The following is a 19,043-nucleotide window of genomic DNA, read 5'->3' on the forward strand; positions in this document are numbered from 1 at the left end:
CGTTGGGGGTACTCGTGTTCAACCGTGGGGGTACTTTTCCCCGCAGTGGAGTCCAACGATGCCCGAAAACCTACTCACTGACCTCAAGGTCAGGTCGGCCAAATCGACTGATCGAGATTGGAAACTATCAGACGGCGGGGGCTTGTTCCTGCTGGTCAAGCCCACCGGCGGCAAGCTCTGGCGGTGGAAGTACCGTCTGCAAGGCAAAGAGAACCTCTTTGCTATTGGCGGCTTTCCTCAAGTAAGCCTTGCGGAGGCGCGCGCGGCCCGCGAGATTGCGCGCGCATTGGTCAAGCAAGGCATCCATCCCGCACATGAGCGGCAGCAGGTCAAGCAGCGCAACCTCGAAGCGCTGGAGGAACGCAAGCGCGCAAAGGAAAGCTCGTTCGCCAAGGTGGCGCAGGCGTACCTGGCCGAGATCAAGCCAGTCTTTGCGCTCAGTTCCTACCGCACGAAAGAATCCCGCGTCAGGAAGTACCTGTCGCCCAAGTTCGATGGGATGCCGATGAGCGACATTGGCGTGAAGCAAATCCGCCCGCTGCTGGAGGAATGCAAAGCTCATGGCGCGTGGGCGGCCATCCATGTCAAAGGCGATCTTTCGGCCATCTTCGAGTTCGCGGTGGTGCGTGGTTTGGTCGAGGCCAATCCGATTCCCAGTCTGCGCGGGCTGCTGCGCGTGCCGTTCAGCGAGAGCAAGGCGGCGATGACGCGAGAGCAAATCCAGAAGTTCTATCAGGAGTTGCGTGGCTACCGGGGCTATCCGGAAACCTCGCTGTGCCTACGTCTGATTGCGCTGACCGCCTGCCGTCCAGGGGAAGCGGCGGATGCCGAATGGGATGAGTTCGACTTTGAGGATGCACTGTGGCGTCGGCCTGCGGCGAAAATGAAAGCGCGGCGTGACCATGTCAGTCCGTTGTCCACGCAGGCCATAGCGGTGCTGAAAGACTTGCAGCACATCACGGGTGGCGGGCGCTATCTGTTTCCGCACCGCAGCGGAAAGGGCTTTACTACGCCCAATAGGCTCACCTATGCGATGCGTGACATGAACTTGGGCCGGGGTACGACGCCGCACTGCTGGCGGACAACCTTTTCGACCTGGGCCAATGAGAACGGATACCGGCCTGATGCGATTGAGCGGCAGCTTGCCCACGTGGAAAGCAATAAAGTGCGGGCGACGTACAACAAGGCGCTGCTGCTGGATCAGAGAAGAACGCTGTTGCAGGACTGGGCGGACTATCTGAGTGCGGCGGAAGGCAGCGTCACGGCATAGGGGCGATTTGGCTGGGTGTTGCAGAGCGAATCGACAGGGGCGGCCTTTTCCTTTTCTGGATAAGGCCTTTGTCCCTTGCGTACCGTTCCCTTGCCATTTGCCTTTGCCGAAGGCTAGGCGTGGGGAATGGGGTAAAGAATGGGGTAAATGGGGCAATCAGTGCTTGATTCCCCTTTTTAAGATTTATGTCACCCATTTCCTTCCTGGTCCGCTATGCCGGCCCCTCACGACCAATCCTGCGTTCAGAAAATGGGGTAATCAGACACTTGCAATGAGGTATTTTTAGAGACAATGCCCCTTTTAATGGCTATGATTACCCCATTTAGATGGCCTGAGCTTACATTTCCATGCACTCGCTCACACCCGAGTACCTTGCCGCGCTTCGCTTCGATGGCACCCAGGCTGCCACGTTGCGCTCACTGGGCGAGTACCAGGGCAAGCAACAGCTTTATGCTGCGCAGTCGCCTGAAGCCCTGAAAGGCCTACGCCAGATCGCGGTGGTGGAGTCCACCGAGTCATCCAACCGGCTGGAAGGTGTTGTCGTTGCACCCTCGCGGTTGAAGTCTCTGGTCATCCGTAACGCAACGCCAAAGAGCCGTTCCGAACAGGAGATCGCCGGCTACCGTGATGCCCTGGCGCTGATCCACGAATCGGCCGCGCACATGCCCTTCAGTGAGGGCGTGGTAGTGCAACTGCACACCCTGCTGTATCGCTATATGCCGCAGGCTGGCGGACGCTGGAAGGCTACCAACAACGACATCATCGAACGTCACCCGGACGGCACGTCGCGGCTACGCTTCCAGCCAGTCGCTGCATACCTGACGCCGATGGCCATGACTGATCTGACAGGGCGGTACGCCACCGCACTGGACCAGCACCTGGCCGACCCTCTGGTGCTGACGCCGCTGGCATTGCTCGACTTCCTGTGCATCCATCCGTTTCCCGACGGCAACGGCCGCATGTCTCGCTTGCTAACCTTGCTGCTGCTTTACCACTTTGACTATGCCGTGGGTCGCTACATCAGCTTGGAACGCATCTTCGAAGATACCAAGGAAGGCTATTACGAGACGCTGGAAGCCAGCTCTCAGGGCTGGCACCAGGGGCAGCACGACGTAAAACCTTGGCTTGATTACTTCTGGGGTGCTTTGCTACGGGCCTATCGCGAGTTCGAGGAGCGTGTCGGCACCATTGAGCGTGGCCGTGGCAGTAAAGGCGACCGGGTGCGAGCGGAAGTCCTGGGCCGCACCCTACCGTTTTCAATTTCTGAGATCGAGGAAGCCTGCCCAGGCGTGAGCCGGGACATGGTGCGATTGGTGCTGCGGGCAATGAAATCAGAGGGATTGATCGAGTCAACAGGCAAAGGACGAGGGGCGAAATGGATCAAGCAAGGGTGAGGGGATCATGGTGGAACTGATCGGAAACATCAGCCGCTTGCTGGGTGACAACCTCAAGCAAACCATTCGGCCAGCGGCACGGCTGAAGATCGCGGCATCGTGCTTTGACTTGCCCCGAAACAGCCTACATATCAGGGGACTGAAGAAGTGAGTGACCAGTTCTTTAAGCAGCCTATTCTCAATTCTCCATACGGCTACCCATCTTTGCACTGGGAGCTCGACGAGAAGGGGCAACCTACACAGCAAATCGTCGAATCTCGCCGAGCATCCAGCTTCATTAGCCCGATTCCAAAACCACGCCGGCACCATGGTGAGCAGACTACTCTGGCGCTGGACGAAGTTGAGAACCTGTCTAACGACGGGCAGCGCTACCGACACTCTGAACTGATCAATTCGGTGCGGCGCGAGGTCGATGCTTGGCGTCGCTTGCCACCAGCGCAGTGGCGCGTCACCCCCGAAACAGCGCGTTTACTGGAACATTGGCGCAACCACAAGTTCGCCGGTGTGCGCCCGTTCTTCTGCCAAGTCGAAGCAGCCGAGACCGCCATCTGGCTGACCGAAGTCGCTCCGCAGCTTGGCAAGAACGGTGAGCGCTTCCTCGATCACCTGAAAAAGGCCAGCAACGATGCCAATCCCGGCTTAATGCGTCTGGCGCTGAAGCTGGCCACCGGTGCTGGTAAGACCACGGTCATGGCCATGCTCATCGCTTGGCAGACCGTCAATGCCGTGCGCCATCCGCAGAGCAAGAAATTCACCCGAGGCTTCCTGCTGGTCGCCCCTGGCCTGACCATCAAGGATCGTCTGCGCGTGCTGCTGCCCAATGATGCGGACAGCTATTACGCCAGCCGCGAGATCGTGCCCCGCGACATGCTGGCGGATCTGGACAAGACCAAGATAATCATCACCAACTACCACGCTTTCAAACTGCGGGAGCGCATGGAGTTGTCCAAGGGCGGCCGTCGCTTGCTGCAAGGCCGCACCGGCAGCGAGCTGGACACGCAAGAAACCGAAGGCCAGATGCTTCAGCGGGTCATGCCGGAATTAATGGGACTAAAGAACATCCTCGCCATCAACGACGAGGCGCACCATTGCTATCGTGAAAAGCCCGCTTCCGACGACGACTTCATTGACGACAAGGGCAACCCCCTGACTGGCGATGACCTCAAAGCCGCCAAGGAGCACGTCAAGGACGAGAACGAAGCCGCGCGCCTGTGGATCTCTGGCCTCGAAGCCGTGAACCGCAAGCTGGGCCTGCAACAGGTGATTGACCTCTCGGCCACGCCATTCTTCCTAGCCGGTTCCGGCTACGTGGAAGGCACGCTGTTCCCCTGGACGATGAGCGACTTCTCATTAATGGATGCCATCGAGTGCGGCATCGTCAAATTGCCGCGCGTGCCGGTGGCTGACAACATTCCCGGCGCGGACATGCCCATCTACCGTGACCTTTGGAAGCACATCGGCAAAGCAATGCCGAAGAAGGGCCGAGGCAAGAACGCCCAGATCGACCCATCGACCATTCCCAGAACCCTGGAGACCGCACTCGAAGCCCTCTACGGCCACTACGTCAAAACCTACGAAGCCTGGCAGCAAGCCGGCATCAAGGTGCCGCCATGCTTCATCTTGGTGTGCAACAACACCGCCACTTCCAAGTTGGTGTTCGATTACATCTCCGGTTTCGAGCGTCGCAATGACGATGACAGTGTCAGCTACCAGGCTGGTCGATTGGAGCTGTTCCGCAACTTCGACGAGCATGGCAATCCACTGGCACGCCCGAACACTCTGCTGATCGACAGCGAGCAGCTCGAATCCGGAGAGGCACTGGACGATAATTTCCGGGGCATGGCCGCCGATGAGATCGAACGCTTCAAGCGCGAGATCATTGAGCGCACCGGCGACCGCCGCCAGGCCGAAAACCTCAGCGACAGCGAACTGCTGCGCGAGGTGATGAACACCGTTGGTAAGCAGGGCCGCCTGGGTGAGCAAATCCGCTGTGTGGTGTCGGTATCCATGCTCACCGAAGGCTGGGATGCCAACACTGTCACCCATATCCTCGGCGTACGTGCCTTCGGTACCCAGTTGCTTTGCGAGCAGGTGATAGGCCGAGCCTTGCGCCGACAGTCCTATGAGTTGAACGAGCAAGGCCTGTTCGACGTGGAGTACGCCGACGTATTCGGCATTCCCTTCGATTTCACCGCCAAGCCGGTCGTTGTCACCCCGCCCAAACCCCGCGAAACCGTCACAGTCAAGGCGCTGCGCCCGCAGCGCGACCACCTGGAAATTCGTTTCCCGCGTGTGCAGGGCTATCGCGTGGAACTGCCGGAGGAGCGGCTGGAGGCAGCCTTCGGCACCGACGATCACCTGACGCTGACACCGGATGAAGTGCCAACCAGGACCCACAACGCCGGCATCATCGGCGAGACCGTGGAACTGGACATCAAACACCTGAGCGACGTGCGCCAGTCCACCCTGCTGATGGAATTGACCACGCATCTACTGTTCAGGCATTGGCGCGAGTCAGGCCAGGATGCGCCCATTGCTTTGTTCGGCCAGCTCAAACGCATCGTGCGCCAATGGTTGGACGAATGCCTGGAATGCAAGGGCGGCACCTACCCGGCACAGTTGATGCATCGTCAACTGGCAGACCTGGCCTGCCAGAAGATCACCCGCGGCATCGTCAAGCACGAGTTGGAAAAGGGCCGGCAGGTCAAGGCCATCCTCGACCCGTTCAACGCAACTGGCAGTACTGCGCATGTGCGCTTCAACACCTCGCGCGAAGAACGCTGGGAAACCCTCGGCGTGGACAACCAGCCGAAGAACCACGTCAACTGGGTCATCCTGGACAGCGGCTGGGAAGGTGAATTCTGCAGAGTTGCCGAGTCGCATCCCAAAGTGCTGGCCTACACAAAGAACCACAACTTCGGCCTGGAAGTGCCCTACCGCTTTGGTTCGGCCAACCGCATTTATCTCCCGGACTTCATCGTGCAAGTGGACGATGGTCGCGGCAAGAACGATCCACTGAACCTGATAGTCGAGATTAAGGGCTACCGGCGAGAGGATGCGAAGGAGAAAAAATCCACCATGGACACCTATTGGATTCCCGGCGTGAATCACCTCGGCACACACGGCCGTTGGGCCTTCGCCGAGTTCGGCGATGTGTACGAAATGCAGGATGACTTTGCTAAAGAGGTCGAAGCGAAGTTCAACCAAATGATTGAATCGGCTGTGCCCGCGCCGGGAAACAAGGAACACTGAGATGGCAACTAAGAAAACACAGAAGCCCGGCAAGAGCATTGAGCAGATCACGCACCCCGAGGCCAAACGCAAGAACATCCCGACCGTGGAGCACCAGTCGGTGATGCAGCAGCACGAGCAGGCGCCGGTTAAGGTGGCCTATCCGCGCGCCAACCGGCACTGGCTGACGGAACTGTGCGCGCTGCACGACGGCGACAAGGTGTCCCCGGAATTCCAGCAGCGGCTCAACCGCGATCTGGATCCGCAACTGATCTGGCGCGGCAAGGACCAGCAGGATTGGAGCGATCTGGTCGTCAACGCGCCGCCGCTCTACATCCAGGAAAAAGTCAAGCCCAAGGCGCTGATCGACGACCTGCGCCGCCAAACCGAAGAACGGCGCGAAGCCGCCGCACCGCAGCAGGACACGCTGGACCTGTTCGGCGATTTCAACGGCCTGCCCGAAGGAGCGGACCGCACCGAGTTCTACCAGCATGAGGGCCACTGGCAGAACCGCTTCATCCTGGGCGACAGCCTGCAGGTGATGGCCAGCTTGGCCGAGCGCGAAGGGCTGCGTGGCAAGGTGCAATGCATTTATTTCGATCCGCCGTATGGCATCAAATTCAACAGCAACTTCCAGTGGTCCACCACTAGCCGGGACGTGAAGGACGGCAACGCCGACCACATCACCCGCGAACCCGAGCAGGTCAAGGCCTTCCGCGATACGTGGCGTGACGGCATTCACTCGTATCTGACGTATCTGCGCGACCGGTTGATGGTGGCACGGGATTTGTTGACCGAATCCGGCTCTATTTTCGTGCAGATTGGCGGCGAGAATCTCCACCGAGTCAGGGCTGTGATGGATGAAGTGTTTGGTGAACAGAATTTCTGTGCGGAAATAATATTCCGAAAGACGGCTAGAACATCATCCAATTTGTTGCCAACAGAAAATGATTTCTTGGTTTGGTTTGCGCGCGATAAAGAAAAAATAAAGTATCGACCTATTTTTCAGAAAAAAGATATGACTGAGTTGAAAAGCTATAAATATCTTGTTTCGTCCGATACCTTAGTGGCACGTTCCGCTACAGTAAACGAAAAGTCGGATGCTAGCTCAATTCCAGAGGGCTGGAAGCTAGCGCAGTTGAGTTTCTGCGTTTCGGGTGACCCAGGAAAACCTGAAGATCGCATATATAGTTTTCGTGGGAAAAATTACGATTGCGGTGCGCATCGTCACTGGAAGACCACAAATCCACAAGGATTGGACAACTTGTGGAAATCTCAACGCTTATTTGGACTCGGTTCTCAACTAAATTTCATACGGTATTTTGATGATTTTTCTGTTGAATCCTATTCGACACAGTGGCTGGATACAGGGAGTGCGGGGTTTTCAAATTCAGATCCGAAAATTTACGTTGTTCAAACCGACTCTTTGGTGGTTCAGCGTTGTATTTTGATGACTACTGATCCGGGTGATTTGGTTCTCGATCCAACGTGTGGTTCGGGAACCACAGCAACGGTTTCTGAACAATGGGGGCGTCGCTGGATCACGACTGACACCAGCCGCGTCGCGCTGGCACTGGCCCGTGCCCGCATCATGGGCGCGCGCTATCCGTTCTACCTGCTCGCTGATTCCCGCGAAGGCCAGTTAAAGGAAGCCGAGATCACGCGTAGCGTGCCGTCCAGCCAGCCCACATACGGCAACATCGCCCACGGATTCGTCTATGAGCGGGTACCGCATATCACGCTTAAGTCTATCGCCAATAACGCCGAAATCGACGTCATCTGGGACGAGTTCCAGACCATGCTGGAGCCGCTGCGCGCAGACTTGAACAAGGCGCTCGGTAAGCATTGGCAGGAATGGGAAATCCCGCGCGATGCCGACGCTAAATGGAGCGAGGCTGCGAAAAAGCTGCACGTCGATTGGTGGCAGCAATGCATCGCCCGCCAGAAGGAGATTGACGCGTCCATCGTCGCCAAGGCCGAGTTCGAGTATCTCTACAACAAACCCTACGAGGACAAGAAGAAGGTGCGCGTGGCCGGCCCCTTTACCGTGGAATCGCTCAGCCCGCACCGCGTGCTGGGTGTGGACGAAGAAGACGAGCTGATCGACCACGTGGCCGAAACCCAGGCCCAATACGGCCAGGACTTCGCCAGCTTAATCCTCGCCAATCTGCGCACCGCCGGCGTGCAGCAGGCGCACAAAGCTGACAAGATCGAATTCACCTCACTGGAACCGTGGCCCGGTGACTTGATCTGCGCTGAAGGCCGTTATCTTGAAAACGGACAGGTAAAGCGTGCCGGCATTCTGGTCGGCCCCGAGTTCGGCACCGTCACCCGTGCTGACCTGGTCGATGCCGCCCGCGAGGCAGGTGATGCCAACTTCGACGTGCTCATCGCCTGCGCTTTCAACTATGACGCGCCGGCCAGTGAGTTCAGCAAGCTCGGCCGCATCCACGTGCTCAAGGCGCGCATGAACGCCGACCTGCACATGGCCGAAGACCTGAAGAACACCGGCAAGGGCAACCTGTTCGTCATCTTTGGCGAGCCGGATGTGGACGTGCTGGACACGCAAGGCCGCAGCATCCGCAGATACGATGGCAAGCGTGACGTCATCGAGGTGCCTGCCGACGAACAATTAGTGGTGCGTATCAACGGCGTGGACGTGTTCCACCCCAGCACCGGCGAAGTCCGCAGTGACGGCGCGGACGGCATCGCCTGCTGGTTTTTGGACACCGACTACAACGAGGAATCCTTCTTCGTCCGCCATGCCTACTTCCTCGGCGCGAACGATCCGTATAAGGCGCTGAAGACTACGCTAAAGGCTGAAATCGACCCCGACGCTTGGGCGACACTCAACTCCGACACCTCGCGCCCCTTCCCGAAGCCGAGCAACGGCCGGTTTGCGGTGAAGGTCATTAATCACCTCGGCGATGAGGTGATGAAGGTATTTAAGGTGAACTGATGGAATTCCGCATCGCCGATACGTTTACTACCAGCCTCGGCCGCTTGACCGGTGATGAGCAGAAGGCTGCAAAGACCACTGCATTCGATTTGCAGGTTGATCCGAGCGGCAAGGGCATGAGCTTTCATAAGCTCGACAGATCCAAAGACCCGAATTTCTGGTCGGTGCGCGTTAGCCGCGACATCCGTCTGATTGCCCACAAGACAGCGGGCAGCCTGCTGCTGTGCTACGTCGATCACCACGACAGGGCCTATCAATGGGCAGAGCGACGCAAGCTTGAAGTGCATCCAACCACCGGTGCGGCACAACTCGTCGAAATCCGCGAGCGTGTCGAAGAAGTCCTCGTTCCGAAGTACGTCGAGGACAGTACGCCGGCCGCGCAGCAGAAGCCGAAATTGTTCGCGAAATACGGCGATGCGCAACTGCTGGCCTATGGCGTGCCGCAGGAATGGCTGCCCGATGTAAAGGCTGCCGACGAGGATTCGCTGCTGGAACTAGCCAACCACCTGCCCGGCGAAGCGGCGGAATCCCTGCTCGAACTGGCAACCGGTGGCACGCCGGCGTTGCCGGAAGTGGCGGACAAGGGGGCTGATCCATTCCGACATCCGGACGCACAACGTCGCTTCCGCGTGATGTCCGATATGGACGAGTTGGCCCGCGCCCTGGAGTACCCGTGGGACAAGTGGACAGTGTTCCTGCATCCGGCACAGCGTCAACTGATCGATCGAAACTACAACGGTGCGGCGCGCGTGTCCGGCTCGGCTGGTACCGGCAAGACCGTGGTGGCCTTGCACCGCGCCGTATACCTGGCGCGTAAGGACGAGGACGCGCGCGTGCTGCTTTCCACGTTTTCCGATACGCTCGCCAATGCGCTGCGGGGCAATCTGTACCGGCTGATCTGGAATACCCCCAAACTCGGTGAACGCATCGACGTCGCTGCGATGGAGGCCATCGGCATTCGCTTGTATTCGGCGGAATTCGGCAAGCCGGCATTCGTTGGCCGCGATGAGATTTCCGCACTACTGAGGGCCGCTGCCGCGCAGGTCGGTGGCCTGAAAGCCAATGCTGCGTTCCTGCTGTCCGAATGGGAGGATGTGGTGGACACCTGGCAGGTCGATGACTGGGAGACTTACCGCGATGCCAAGCGGCTGGGCCGAAAGACGCGCCTGCCGGAAGCGCAGCGCGCCTTGTATTGGCAGGTGTTCGCCCAGGTGCAGGCGCAATTGAAACAGGCCGGCAAGATCACTACCGCCGAAATGTTCGCCAAGCTTGCCGAAGCCATACCCAAGCGCAAGCATCCGGTATTCGATTACATCGTGGTGGACGAGGCTCAGGACATCAGCGTGCAACAACTGCGCTTCCTTGCGGCGATTGCCGGCAACCGAGCCAACGCACTCTTCTTCGCCGGCGATCTCGGCCAACGCATCTTCCAGACGCCATTCTCATGGAAACATCTTGGCGTTGATGTGCGTGGTCGCTCGCGTACGCTCAGTATCAATTACCGCACCTCACACCAGATTCGCTCGCAGGCCGATCGTCTACTCGGCCCCGAGGTATCCGATGTGGATGGAAACGTCGAAAGCCGTAAGGGCACGATTTCCGTGTTCAATGGGCCGGAGCCGACCATCTGTGGCTATGCCGGTGCCCTGACGGAAAGCCAAGCCGTCGGTGTATGGTTGAAGCAGTGCAACAGCAGTGGCGTGCTGCCACAGGAAATCGGCGTCTTCGTCCGATCCGAAAGCGAACTGTCTCGCGCACAGGCGGCAGTAAAGGCCGCTGGCCTACAGGGGCGCGTGCTTGGCAAGGACATGGCGACGGAAGAGGGCTTCGTCAGCATCACCACCATGCATTTGGCCAAGGGCATGGAATTCCGCGTGGTCGCGGTGATGGCCTGCGATGATGAAATCATTCCTTCACAGGCGCGCATCGACACTGCCGCTGACGAGGCCGAGCTGACCGAAATCTACAACACTGAGCGCCAGTTGCTATATGTGGCTTGTACCCGTGCCCGCGATCAATTGCATGTCTCAGCGGTGAATCCCGAGTCGGAATTTCTGGGGGATCTACTGCAAAAGTAACTATGCGCGTATTGGATGCGCCAGGCGGTGACGGAGTGCATAGGCTGTGTTACCCCAGGCGCTTGCGCAGCGTGCGACCTTAGCTCCCCAGATAGATAGCTGTCACCTTCACCCGCTCGTGTCCGAGTTCACGACTGATCTGCTGCCGGACATGTTGGTCGGCCAGGCGTCGCGATAGGTCGAGTTGGGCCGTGCCAGGCCCGCCTGCTGCCGGTGACTTCCACCCCGTTAGTGTTTCATATCGCATCTGTGCATACCGATGGCGCAGCCCATGCATATTGCTCAGCCCCGCCGCCTTGCACTGACCATCGTAGACGTGCCGCTGCTGGATGAAAGTCTTGTCTGCCGGGATCAATGACCCTGCGCCCGCCAGACAGTGTGCAGCCTGGAGCGCATCGCGTTGCTCTGTTGTCGTGATGGGCACAGTTCGCTCCCGACCGCCCTTCGTCCACGATCCCTTGAGGGCGATGTGATCCCCACGATCCGCGTAGCTGGGCTGAAACTTGATCGCCTCCTCTCGACGCAATCCGAAGGCCGCCTGTAGCTGAAGGCTCATGCGCACGTGGGCATCGGTGACCCGGTCAAGACCTGTGCCCAGTTCCTGGGCCTTGCTGATATTGGTGACATAGCGGCGCTCGGGCACGCCAAGCTGCGTGTTGTCCGCTGGCAGGATTCCGGCCTTGCCGATCTTCTCAGCCCACCAGCGCAGGTGTGAGAGCCGGTTCTTAAGGGTGCCGGATGACAAACCTTCGCCTTGCCAGCGCTCCAGCAGCGCCTGGACGTGCTTGCCTTTGAGGGACGATGCCTTCATCTGCCGGAAACCGGCCTCGCGCAGTTGCCACGCGGCCAGCGACAGCGAACGCATCCGGTCGGCCTGCGTGGTGTAGCTGCCGTCACGGTTGCGCTGGCAAAGCTGGCGCAGGGTATAGGTCAAGTCGTCCATCGTCCGGCCTCCCGGCAAAGCGCCGTAGTGCGTTGTCCTGAAACTCAATCGGTTAGTGTTGGTGCCAACTCGCCAGGGCGAGATCCCGTGAGGGCAAGGGCATGGTGTTCAGGAGACACCAGAGCCTCGAATGAGGCATCCGTCTTGCTTCCTGCTGGAAGGCCGGACGGAGGTCGTGCGAGATGAACAAGCTGTCAGCGTGGATGAGTCCTCCTTTGAAGTGAGTGGGATGAGAAAAAGCGGCGGGAACCCCGTGCATTGCGTACGGATGATGGCCGCAAGGGACAGTGCGCCAGGCGGCGCGCAAGGGATGATGGCAAGCTGAGGAAGAAGGCTCCGCCCATGGGTAGGGCCGGTATGCGATCGGGGCCTGGGCATACCTGGGGCGGTTCCACCCTGTTGGGCCAGCGCCTGCAGGAACCTGCGCTGTTGGGGTTGCCGATGTACAAAGCCCATCGGTCTTGGCAACTCCCGGTCAGTGTATGCGGCCATCATCACGTCTGCCGCACACAATAGAATATGGCGTTCGCCCGCATTGTTGCTGGCTTGTGCGGGGCCGTCACTGCGGCTTGCAGTGACGGCCCATTTCGGCTTGCCTGTGCCGGGCGAAGGGCGCTGCGGCAGATGTGGATATGCCCCTGCCTGCGGCACTGACGCGGCGTTCGCCTTGTCGGCTACCTGCGCAGGGGCGGCATGGTGCCCATGCCACTCCTGCACAGGCAGCTTGTGCATGAAGCGGATCGCACGGCATCCAAGGCGCGCCATGATTCCGAGCGGGTTTCGCGCGCAGTGGGGGTCAATGGCGGGCGCGCAAGCCGCAGCGCACCCTTGACGTCCATGCAGCGCACCAGCCTACCGGCTGGGTGCAGGGGGATGTTCTTCCCCCTGCACCCTTGCCCTTCGGCGAGAACGGCGTTCCAAGAGGCAGCGCCTCTTGGTCAAGGCCGCAGCCCGCGAAGGCAAGGCGAACTAGGCTGGGCGAGGCCGCCATCCCCGGGCCTGCATCACCTGTGCGGCAAGATTGCCCGCATTCATCGGCGCGTGGAGCATCTTGCGGATATTGGCGATGTGCGCCAGCGCCGTTTCACGCGATGCTGGTTGCGCCGCAAGTTCAGGATCGGCTTCGGTGCGGGTGGAGGCGGCAGCGCGACTTCCGGCAGGCTCAGGGGTAGGCACTACCTGCTTGCGTCCCGCCCACAGGCGGAACTCGCCCGAAAAAACGCGCTTCACCAAGGCGAAGAAGTAGGCCACGACATTGCGCACGGTGCCGCTCTGGCTGCGTGCCTGCAATTCGTCCAGCACTTCCTGGCGATGTTGCGGCGGTAGCCGCCGCAAGGCGGCCTGCACGTCCTTCTGTTGATCTGGCTGGGCATTGCTCAGGCAAGGCGGCAAATCCACCGGCCGCGATGCGGGATAGCCGTCATCTTCGCGCGCGCGGTACGTACGTTCTTTTTTATACATATACGTCTTATACGTACTGCCTTGCTCAGCCGTCATCTGGCGTTCGTGTCCGGTCTGTTGCGGAACAGCCGTGCTGCCAGCAGAACCGCCGGCCGATGGTGCCTGGCCCGCCGTCTGGTTCACTTGTGGCGGCGGTGGCGTAGGGGGCAAATCATCGTCGTCGTGGCCCTGATCGTGGGCCGCGAGGGAAGCCGCTTCAGGCGCCTGCGGCTGCGTTGCCTGGATGTGGATGGTCACCCGATCCACCTGGTTGTTTTCGTGACCGATGGAGGCTTGCAGAAGCGCGGGCAGACTGGCATCGAGCGCGCAGGCCTGCTGGAAGTCCAGGGCGCTTTCGTGAACCTGATACAGCTCGCTGAGCACATGGCCGGTCAGAGGGTCGCGGTGCTGGCCCACCAGACTGATCCACCCTGTCAGCCGAAGCACGATGAGAACGCGCCAAGCCGTTTCGTATCCGGCACGTTGGCCCAGTGGGGTAGAGGTGAGATAGCGGCGCAGTTGCCCCAGGTTCGCCAGCGGGCTGATACCCTCGGCAGCGCGCAGCATGCGCAGCACCTGCCATCCGTTACGTTCCAGGGGTGTGAGGCGAGCATCGAGCATGAGCGAGGCCGGCGTAGCGAACAGGGTGTCTTGTCCCGGCGGGTTGTGACGGGTGTGATGGTCTGCCATGAGAGGTCTCCAGGGTATGGGCCGCAGCGGCCCGTTCCCCTGCATCTCATCGCGCGCCAAGCATCACGTCAGCCAACAATGCGGTCTGCGCCATAACCGTTTTATCCGGCCACGCGCAGCGCTGGCACCGGCATCCAGACTGATCTATCCCCCTATGGGGGTACAACTGGGGGTACTTCCAGCGATTCCTGCAAAGGCCGTGGCCCGATTTCTCCGCGAAACCTAGTGCTCACGGGACTTTGCCGACCGATCAACGTTTAAACGTGTGATCAACGTCTGATCCGTTGCGCGCGGCGGTGAGCGTCGCGCGTATTCAGTGGTGACGAAGAGTTCAAAATTTTTGTTGACACCGGGTGCGTCCCACAACAAAATAACGGGCTGCTTCACCCCGAACCGAATCGCCTCGCAGCGCTACGGTCCGGTAGTAAAAGCTGGAGGGATACCCAAGCGGCCAACGGGGGCAGACTGTAAATCTGCTGGCTTACGCCTTCGGTGGTTCGAATCCACCTCCCTCCACCAGTTTCATGTTGTGGCATGCAGTTCCCGGCGCGGGAGTAGTTCAACGGTAGAACCTCAGCCTTCCAAGCTGATGGTGCGGGTTCGATTCCCGTCTCCCGCTCCATTGAACGCAAATGCATGGCATAATGCAAAACTCGCTCACGTAGCTCAGTCGGTAGAGCACCTCCTTGGTAAGGAGGAGGTCGAAGGTTCGATTCCTTTCGTGAGCACCATTACTCAATCGTCTTAAACTCCAAACGATTACCGAGAACTTGCACCCATGGCAAAAGCTAAATTCGAGCGCACCAAGCTGCACGTCAATGTCGGCACCATCGGTCACGTTGACCATGGCAAGACCACGTTGACCGCTGCGCTGACCAAGATCGGTGCAGAGCGTTTCGGTGGCGAGTTCAAGGCGTACGACGCGATCGACGCAGCACCGGAAGAGAAGGCGCGCGGCATCACGATTTCGACCGCGCACGTCGAATACGAATCCCCGAACCGCCACTACGCCCACGTTGACTGCCCCGGCCACGCCGACTACGTCAAGAACATGATCACCGGTGCGGCGCAGATGGACGGCGCGATCCTGGTGTGTTCGGCCGCTGACGGCCCGATGCCGCAGACCCGCGAGCACATCCTGCTCTCGCGTCAGGTCGGTGTGCCGCACATCGTCGTGTTCCTGAACAAGGCCGACATGGTCGACGACGCCGAGTTGCTCGAGCTGGTCGAAATGGAAGTGCGCGAGCTGCTGAGCAAGTACGACTTCCCGGGCGACGACACCCCGATCATCCACGGTTCGGCGCGTCTGGCGCTGGACGGTGATCAGAGCGACATCGGCGTGCCGGCGATCCTGAAGTTGGTCGATGCACTGGACAGCTTCATTCCGGATCCGACCCGCGACGTCGATCGCCCGTTCCTGATGCCGGTCGAAGACGTGTTCTCGATCTCCGGTCGCGGCACCGTGGTGACCGGTCGTATCGAGCGCGGCATCATCAAGGTTGGCGACGAAATCGAAATCATCGGTATCCGCGACACGCAGAAGACCACGGTCACCGGCGTGGAAATGTTCCGCAAGCTGCTGGACCAGGGCCAGGCAGGCGACAACGCCGGTCTGCTGCTGCGCGGCACCAAGCGTGACGACGTGGAGCGCGGCCAGGTGCTGTGCAAGCCGGGTTCGATCAAGCCGCATACCGAGTTCGAAGCCGAAGTCTACGTGCTGTCCAAGGACGAGGGTGGTCGTCATACCCCGTTCTTCAAGGGCTACCGTCCGCAGTTCTACTTCCGTACCACCGACATCACTGGCGCCTGCCAGCTGCCGGAAGGCGTGGAAATGGTGATGCCGGGCGACAACGTGAAGATGGTCGTGACCCTGATCAACCCGGTCGCGATGGACGAAGGCCTGCGCTTCGCAATTCGCGAAGGTGGCCGTACCGTCGGCGCCGGTGTGGTTGCCAAGGTCATCAAGTAAGCACCACTTGCAGTTCGGCGGCTTCGGTCGCCGAATTTGCGCGAATGGCGGGCCGGCTGAACCGCGGTCCGCCTTCGTTGTCTTAGGGTTTGCGGTAAACGAGTACATACGCCAGTAGCTCAATTGGCAGAGCAGCGGTCTCCAAAACCGCAGGTTGGGGGTTCGAGTCCCTCCTGGCGTGCCACTCCTCTTTCCGGCCCAGCGATTCGGGTCAGATCGGTAACTAGAGCCGGATGAATAGCAAAATCGAGCCTTCCAAGAGCGCGTCTGCGAGCGCTGATATTGTGAAATACGTTCTCTCCGCGATCCTGGTGGTTGCGGGCTTGTTTGTGTGGTTCTGGTTTTCTGCGCCGGAGCGTGCCACGCAGTTGGGAGCCTGGACGCCGCAGTTGCGTGCGCTGGCTGTCATCGTTGGGTTGGTAGCGGGTGCATTTGTCTTCCTGGGGACCGGCAAAGGCCGGGAAACCCGCGAATTCATGTCCGAATCCAGGTTTGAGTTGCGCAAGGTGGTCTGGCCAACCCGTCAGGAAGCCATTCGCACGACCTGGGTTGTCATTGTTGTTGTAATCATTCTGAGTTTGCTGTTGGGCGGCTTCGACTTCGTCATCCAGAAGCTCACGCAGTGGTTCCTGGCTCGTTGAGGAGAATCAAGCAGTGAAGCGTTGGTACGTCGTTCACGCCTATTCAGGCTTTGAAAAATCGGTTGCGCAGGCATTGCGCGATCGCATCGTCCGCACCGAGATGGAAGATCGTTTCGGTGACGTGTTGGTGCCGACCGAGGAAGTCATCGAAATGCGCGCCGGCCAGAAGCGTCGGTCCGAGCGCAAGTTCTTCCCCGGCTACGTGCTGGTGCAGATCGAAACCCACGAAGAAGCCGGCATTCCGCGCATCGACAATGAAAGCTGGCACTTGGTGAAGGAAACTTCCAAGGTGATGGGTTTCATCGGCGGTACCGCAGATCGCCCATTGCCGATTCGCGACGAAGAGGCTGATGCGATTCTGCAGCGTGTGCAGGACGGCGTCGAGAAGCCGCGTCCGAAGGTGTTGTTTGAGCCCGGTCAGATGGTGCGTGTCACCGATGGTCCGTTCAACGATTTCAATGGTGTCGTTGAAGAAGTCAACTACGAGAAGAGCCGCTTGCGTGTCGCCGTGCTCATCTTCGGTCGATCTACGCCGGTCGAGCTCGAGTTCGGCCAGGTCGAGAAGGGTTGACCTGAGCGGGCGCCTGCTAGGCGCCTTCTCCAAATGCTGCTATAGTGCGCGGCTCGCTCACCTGGCGACCGCCGGGAAATAATGGCTGCCGCATGGCGGCCATCTGCATGTTTTACACAACGCGACGCCGGGACGCGTGATTCTCCCGGTCCGATGGGGAGCCTGTTGTCAGGCGATAGCACCCGGAGAGTATTGAAATGGCTAAGAAGATAACTTCCTACATCAAGTTGCAGGTCAAGGCCGGTCAGGCCAATCCTGCACCGCCGGTCGGCCCTGCACTGGGTCAGCGCGGGTTGAACATCATGGAATTCTGCAAAGCGTTCAACGCTGCGACTTCCAAGCTGGAGACGGGTCTGCCGACGCCAGTGATCATCACCGCGTATTCCGACCGTACCTTCACCTTCGTCACCAAGAGCACCCCGGCAAGCGTGCTGCTCAAGAAGGCGGCGGGCGTTACGTCCGGTTCGAAACGTCCCAACAGCGACAAGGTCGGCAAGGTGACGCGCAAGCAGCTGGAAGAGATCGCCAAGACCAAGGAAGCCGATCTGACGGCAGCCGAGCTCGAAGCGGCAGTTCGCACGATTGCGGGTACCGCCCGCAGCATGGGTTTGACGGTGGAGGGCTAAGACATGGCACAGAACAAGCGCGTTAAGGCCATTGCGGCCGCTGTCGTTCCGGGCAAGAGCTATGCCTTCGAAGACGCAATCAAGATCCTGAAGACCGCCACCAAGGCCAAGTTCGTCGAGTCGATCGACGTTGCCGTGCGCCTGGGCGTGGACGCCAAGAAGTCCGACCAGCAGGTGCGCGGTTCGACCGTACTGCCGGCCGGTACCGGCAAGAGCGTGCGCGTTGCGGTGTTTGCACCGGCAGGCGCCAAGGCTGACGAAGCCCTGGCCGCAGGCGCCGAGGCAGTGGGCATGGACGACCTGGCCGAGAAGATGCAGGCCGGCGACCTGAACTACGACGTGGTCATCGCGACCCCGGACGCCATGCGCGTTGTCGGTAAGCTCGGCACCCTGCTGGGTCCGCGCGGCCTGATGCCCAATCCGAAGGTCGGCACCGTGTCGGCGAACCCGGGCGAAGCGGTCAAGAACGCCAAGTCGGGCCAGGTGCGTTACCGCACCGACAAGGCCGGCATCATCCACTGCACCATCGGCAAGGCCAGCTTCGACGACGAAGCGCTGAAGTCGAACCTGCAGGCGCTGTTGCTGGATCTGGTCAAGGCCAAGCCGGCAACCTCGAAGGGCACCTACCTGCAGAAGGTATCGGTCAGCTCGACGATGGGCCCGGGCGTGACGGTTGATCAGTCGAGCCTGTCGCTGAAGTAATCGAATGCGTCGGGCGTCATTCGCCTGACGTGTGCAGTACCGCATTGTTTTTCCGGCCCGGGTCACCGTGTGCTGGGAGTCCGTTCCCTCCTTTGGGGTAACGGACATTTTGAAGGCGATCGCCGGCATGTCCGGCGGTAGCCGTCAAAGACCGCAGGCGCGGTCAGCGCAGATCGACGACGGGCAGGGATGCTCGCACTGGCATGGAGTCGCCGTCGATGCAGCGGGATCGCTTAATTGGTTCGTTTCGAACTGGCCGGCGTAGATGGTGTCGCCCTTCTGGAGTTTTCTGGTTTACGCGCTTCTGGGATTTCCCGGATGAGTCCACTCCAGGTCTAGAACGGCCACCAAAGGAACATCGGTCGATGTTCCCGGCTTCCAGGAAGGAAGCTGCCCTGGACCGCAACCGGCAGGAGCCGCGAGCGGAGTAGTTTGAAGCGGGACTAGGGATTCGGCATTGGGGATTTGCAGGAGCTGCTTCATGGCTTTCGACGAATCACCAATCACCAATCACCAATCCCGGCTTTAA

The 19,043-nt window shown here is 59.8% G+C and carries 13 protein-coding genes and 4 tRNA genes; 15 read left to right on the plus strand and 2 right to left on the minus strand.

Features of this window, described 5'->3' with window-relative positions:
* Window positions 1-58 precede the first annotated feature (58 nt).
* The 6 genes from BJD12_RS17680 (at window position 59) to BJD12_RS17705 (ending at window position 10,932) form a co-directional block, all read left to right on the plus strand.
* Entirely contained in the window at window positions 59-1,270 is a 1,212-nt protein-coding gene (locus BJD12_RS17680; protein WP_039423408.1) for a tyrosine-type recombinase/integrase, read from the plus strand.
* Between the two features lie 347 nt (window positions 1,271-1,617).
* A complete protein-coding gene (locus BJD12_RS17685; protein ID WP_005988799.1) occupies window positions 1,618-2,664 on the plus strand; it encodes a Fic family protein in 1,047 nt (348 codons plus the stop codon).
* Between the two features lie 7 nt (window positions 2,665-2,671).
* The gene (locus BJD12_RS17690; protein WP_005988798.1) at window positions 2,672-2,815 is read left to right on the plus strand and encodes a hypothetical protein; all 144 of its coding nucleotides are present in this window, start codon (window positions 2,672-2,674) and stop codon (window positions 2,813-2,815) included.
* Entirely contained in the window at window positions 2,812-5,916 is a 3,105-nt protein-coding gene (locus BJD12_RS17695) for a BPTD_3080 family restriction endonuclease (RefSeq protein ID WP_074059436.1), read from the plus strand. Before BJD12_RS17690 ends, BJD12_RS17695 begins: the two co-directional genes overlap by 4 nt.
* Window position 5,917: 1 nt before the next feature.
* A complete protein-coding gene (locus BJD12_RS17700; RefSeq protein ID WP_005988796.1) occupies window positions 5,918-8,854 on the plus strand; it encodes a site-specific DNA-methyltransferase in 2,937 nt (978 codons plus the stop codon).
* Window positions 8,854-10,932, plus strand: coding sequence for a UvrD-helicase domain-containing protein (locus tag BJD12_RS17705; protein ID WP_005988795.1), 2,079 nt, complete (start codon window positions 8,854-8,856; stop codon window positions 10,930-10,932). Before BJD12_RS17700 ends, BJD12_RS17705 begins: the two co-directional genes overlap by 1 nt.
* A 79-nt stretch (window positions 10,933-11,011) precedes the next feature.
* Here BJD12_RS17705 and BJD12_RS17710 read toward each other — a convergent pair whose 3' ends face one another.
* Window positions 11,012-11,875: an integrase domain-containing protein gene (locus tag BJD12_RS17710; RefSeq protein ID WP_005988794.1), complete on the minus strand. Its 864-nt coding sequence runs from the start codon at window positions 11,873-11,875 to the stop codon at window positions 11,012-11,014.
* 969 nt (window positions 11,876-12,844) lie between these two features.
* On the minus strand, window positions 12,845-14,005 hold the full coding sequence (locus BJD12_RS17715; RefSeq protein ID WP_058564039.1) for an STY4528 family pathogenicity island replication protein: 1,161 nt from the start codon (window positions 14,003-14,005) through the stop codon (window positions 12,845-12,847).
* Between the two features lie 433 nt (window positions 14,006-14,438).
* Here BJD12_RS17715 and BJD12_RS17720 point away from each other — a divergent pair.
* The 9 genes from BJD12_RS17720 (at window position 14,439) to rplA (ending at window position 18,514) form a co-directional block, all read left to right on the plus strand.
* Window positions 14,439-14,524, plus strand: a tRNA-Tyr gene (locus BJD12_RS17720).
* 29 nt (window positions 14,525-14,553) lie between these two features.
* Window positions 14,554-14,627: transfer RNA gene (locus BJD12_RS17725), tRNA-Gly, on the plus strand.
* 33 nt (window positions 14,628-14,660) lie between these two features.
* A tRNA-Thr gene (locus tag BJD12_RS17730) sits at window positions 14,661-14,736 on the plus strand.
* Window positions 14,737-14,783: 47 nt separating this feature from the next.
* Window positions 14,784-15,974 (plus strand): elongation factor Tu, encoded by a 1,191-nt coding sequence (gene tuf / locus BJD12_RS17735; protein ID WP_074059437.1) that lies wholly within the window; start codon window positions 14,784-14,786, stop codon window positions 15,972-15,974.
* 108 nt (window positions 15,975-16,082) lie between these two features.
* Window positions 16,083-16,158 (plus strand) — tRNA-Trp (locus BJD12_RS17740).
* A 49-nt stretch (window positions 16,159-16,207) separates the two neighbouring features.
* Window positions 16,208-16,615 carry a preprotein translocase subunit SecE gene (secE, locus tag BJD12_RS17745; RefSeq protein ID WP_005993330.1) on the plus strand — a complete coding sequence of 136 codons (408 nt, stop codon included), beginning with the start codon at window positions 16,208-16,210 and terminating at the stop codon, window positions 16,613-16,615.
* A 13-nt stretch (window positions 16,616-16,628) separates the two neighbouring features.
* Window positions 16,629-17,186 carry a transcription termination/antitermination protein NusG gene (gene nusG / locus BJD12_RS17750; RefSeq protein ID WP_005993332.1) on the plus strand — a complete coding sequence of 186 codons (558 nt, stop codon included), beginning with the start codon at window positions 16,629-16,631 and terminating at the stop codon, window positions 17,184-17,186.
* Between the two features lie 197 nt (window positions 17,187-17,383).
* Entirely contained in the window at window positions 17,384-17,812 is a 429-nt protein-coding gene (gene rplK, locus BJD12_RS17755; protein WP_005993334.1) for a 50S ribosomal protein L11, read from the plus strand.
* Window positions 17,813-17,815: 3 nt separating this feature from the next.
* Complete coding sequence (gene rplA / locus BJD12_RS17760) at window positions 17,816-18,514, plus strand: 50S ribosomal protein L1 (RefSeq protein ID WP_005993337.1); 699 nt, start codon at window positions 17,816-17,818, stop codon at window positions 18,512-18,514.
* The last annotated feature ends 529 nt before the right edge of the window (window positions 18,515-19,043 follow it).

The sequence above is a fragment of the Xanthomonas vesicatoria ATCC 35937 genome (genome assembly GCF_001908725.1).
Taxonomy (GTDB): Bacteria; Pseudomonadota; Gammaproteobacteria; order Xanthomonadales; family Xanthomonadaceae; genus Xanthomonas; species Xanthomonas vesicatoria.

Coding starts and splice junctions, on each gene's coding strand:
- BJD12_RS17710 (WP_005988794.1), bottom strand. CDS start 11,875: ATGGACGACTTGACCTATACCCTGCGCCAGCTTTGCCAGCGCAACCGT.
- tuf (WP_074059437.1), top strand. CDS start 14,784: ATGGCAAAAGCTAAATTCGAGCGCACCAAGCTGCACGTCAATGTCGGC.
- BJD12_RS17705 (WP_005988795.1), top strand. CDS start 8,854: ATGGAATTCCGCATCGCCGATACGTTTACTACCAGCCTCGGCCGCTTG.
- rplA (WP_005993337.1), top strand. CDS start 17,816: ATGGCACAGAACAAGCGCGTTAAGGCCATTGCGGCCGCTGTCGTTCCG.
- rplK (WP_005993334.1), top strand. CDS start 17,384: ATGGCTAAGAAGATAACTTCCTACATCAAGTTGCAGGTCAAGGCCGGT.
- BJD12_RS17700 (WP_005988796.1), top strand. CDS start 5,918: ATGGCAACTAAGAAAACACAGAAGCCCGGCAAGAGCATTGAGCAGATC.
- BJD12_RS17680 (WP_039423408.1), top strand. CDS start 59: ATGCCCGAAAACCTACTCACTGACCTCAAGGTCAGGTCGGCCAAATCG.
- BJD12_RS17690 (WP_005988798.1), top strand. CDS start 2,672: ATGGTGGAACTGATCGGAAACATCAGCCGCTTGCTGGGTGACAACCTC.
- secE (WP_005993330.1), top strand. CDS start 16,208: ATGAATAGCAAAATCGAGCCTTCCAAGAGCGCGTCTGCGAGCGCTGAT.
- BJD12_RS17715 (WP_058564039.1), bottom strand. CDS start 14,005: ATGGCAGACCATCACACCCGTCACAACCCGCCGGGACAAGACACCCTG.
- BJD12_RS17685 (WP_005988799.1), top strand. CDS start 1,618: ATGCACTCGCTCACACCCGAGTACCTTGCCGCGCTTCGCTTCGATGGC.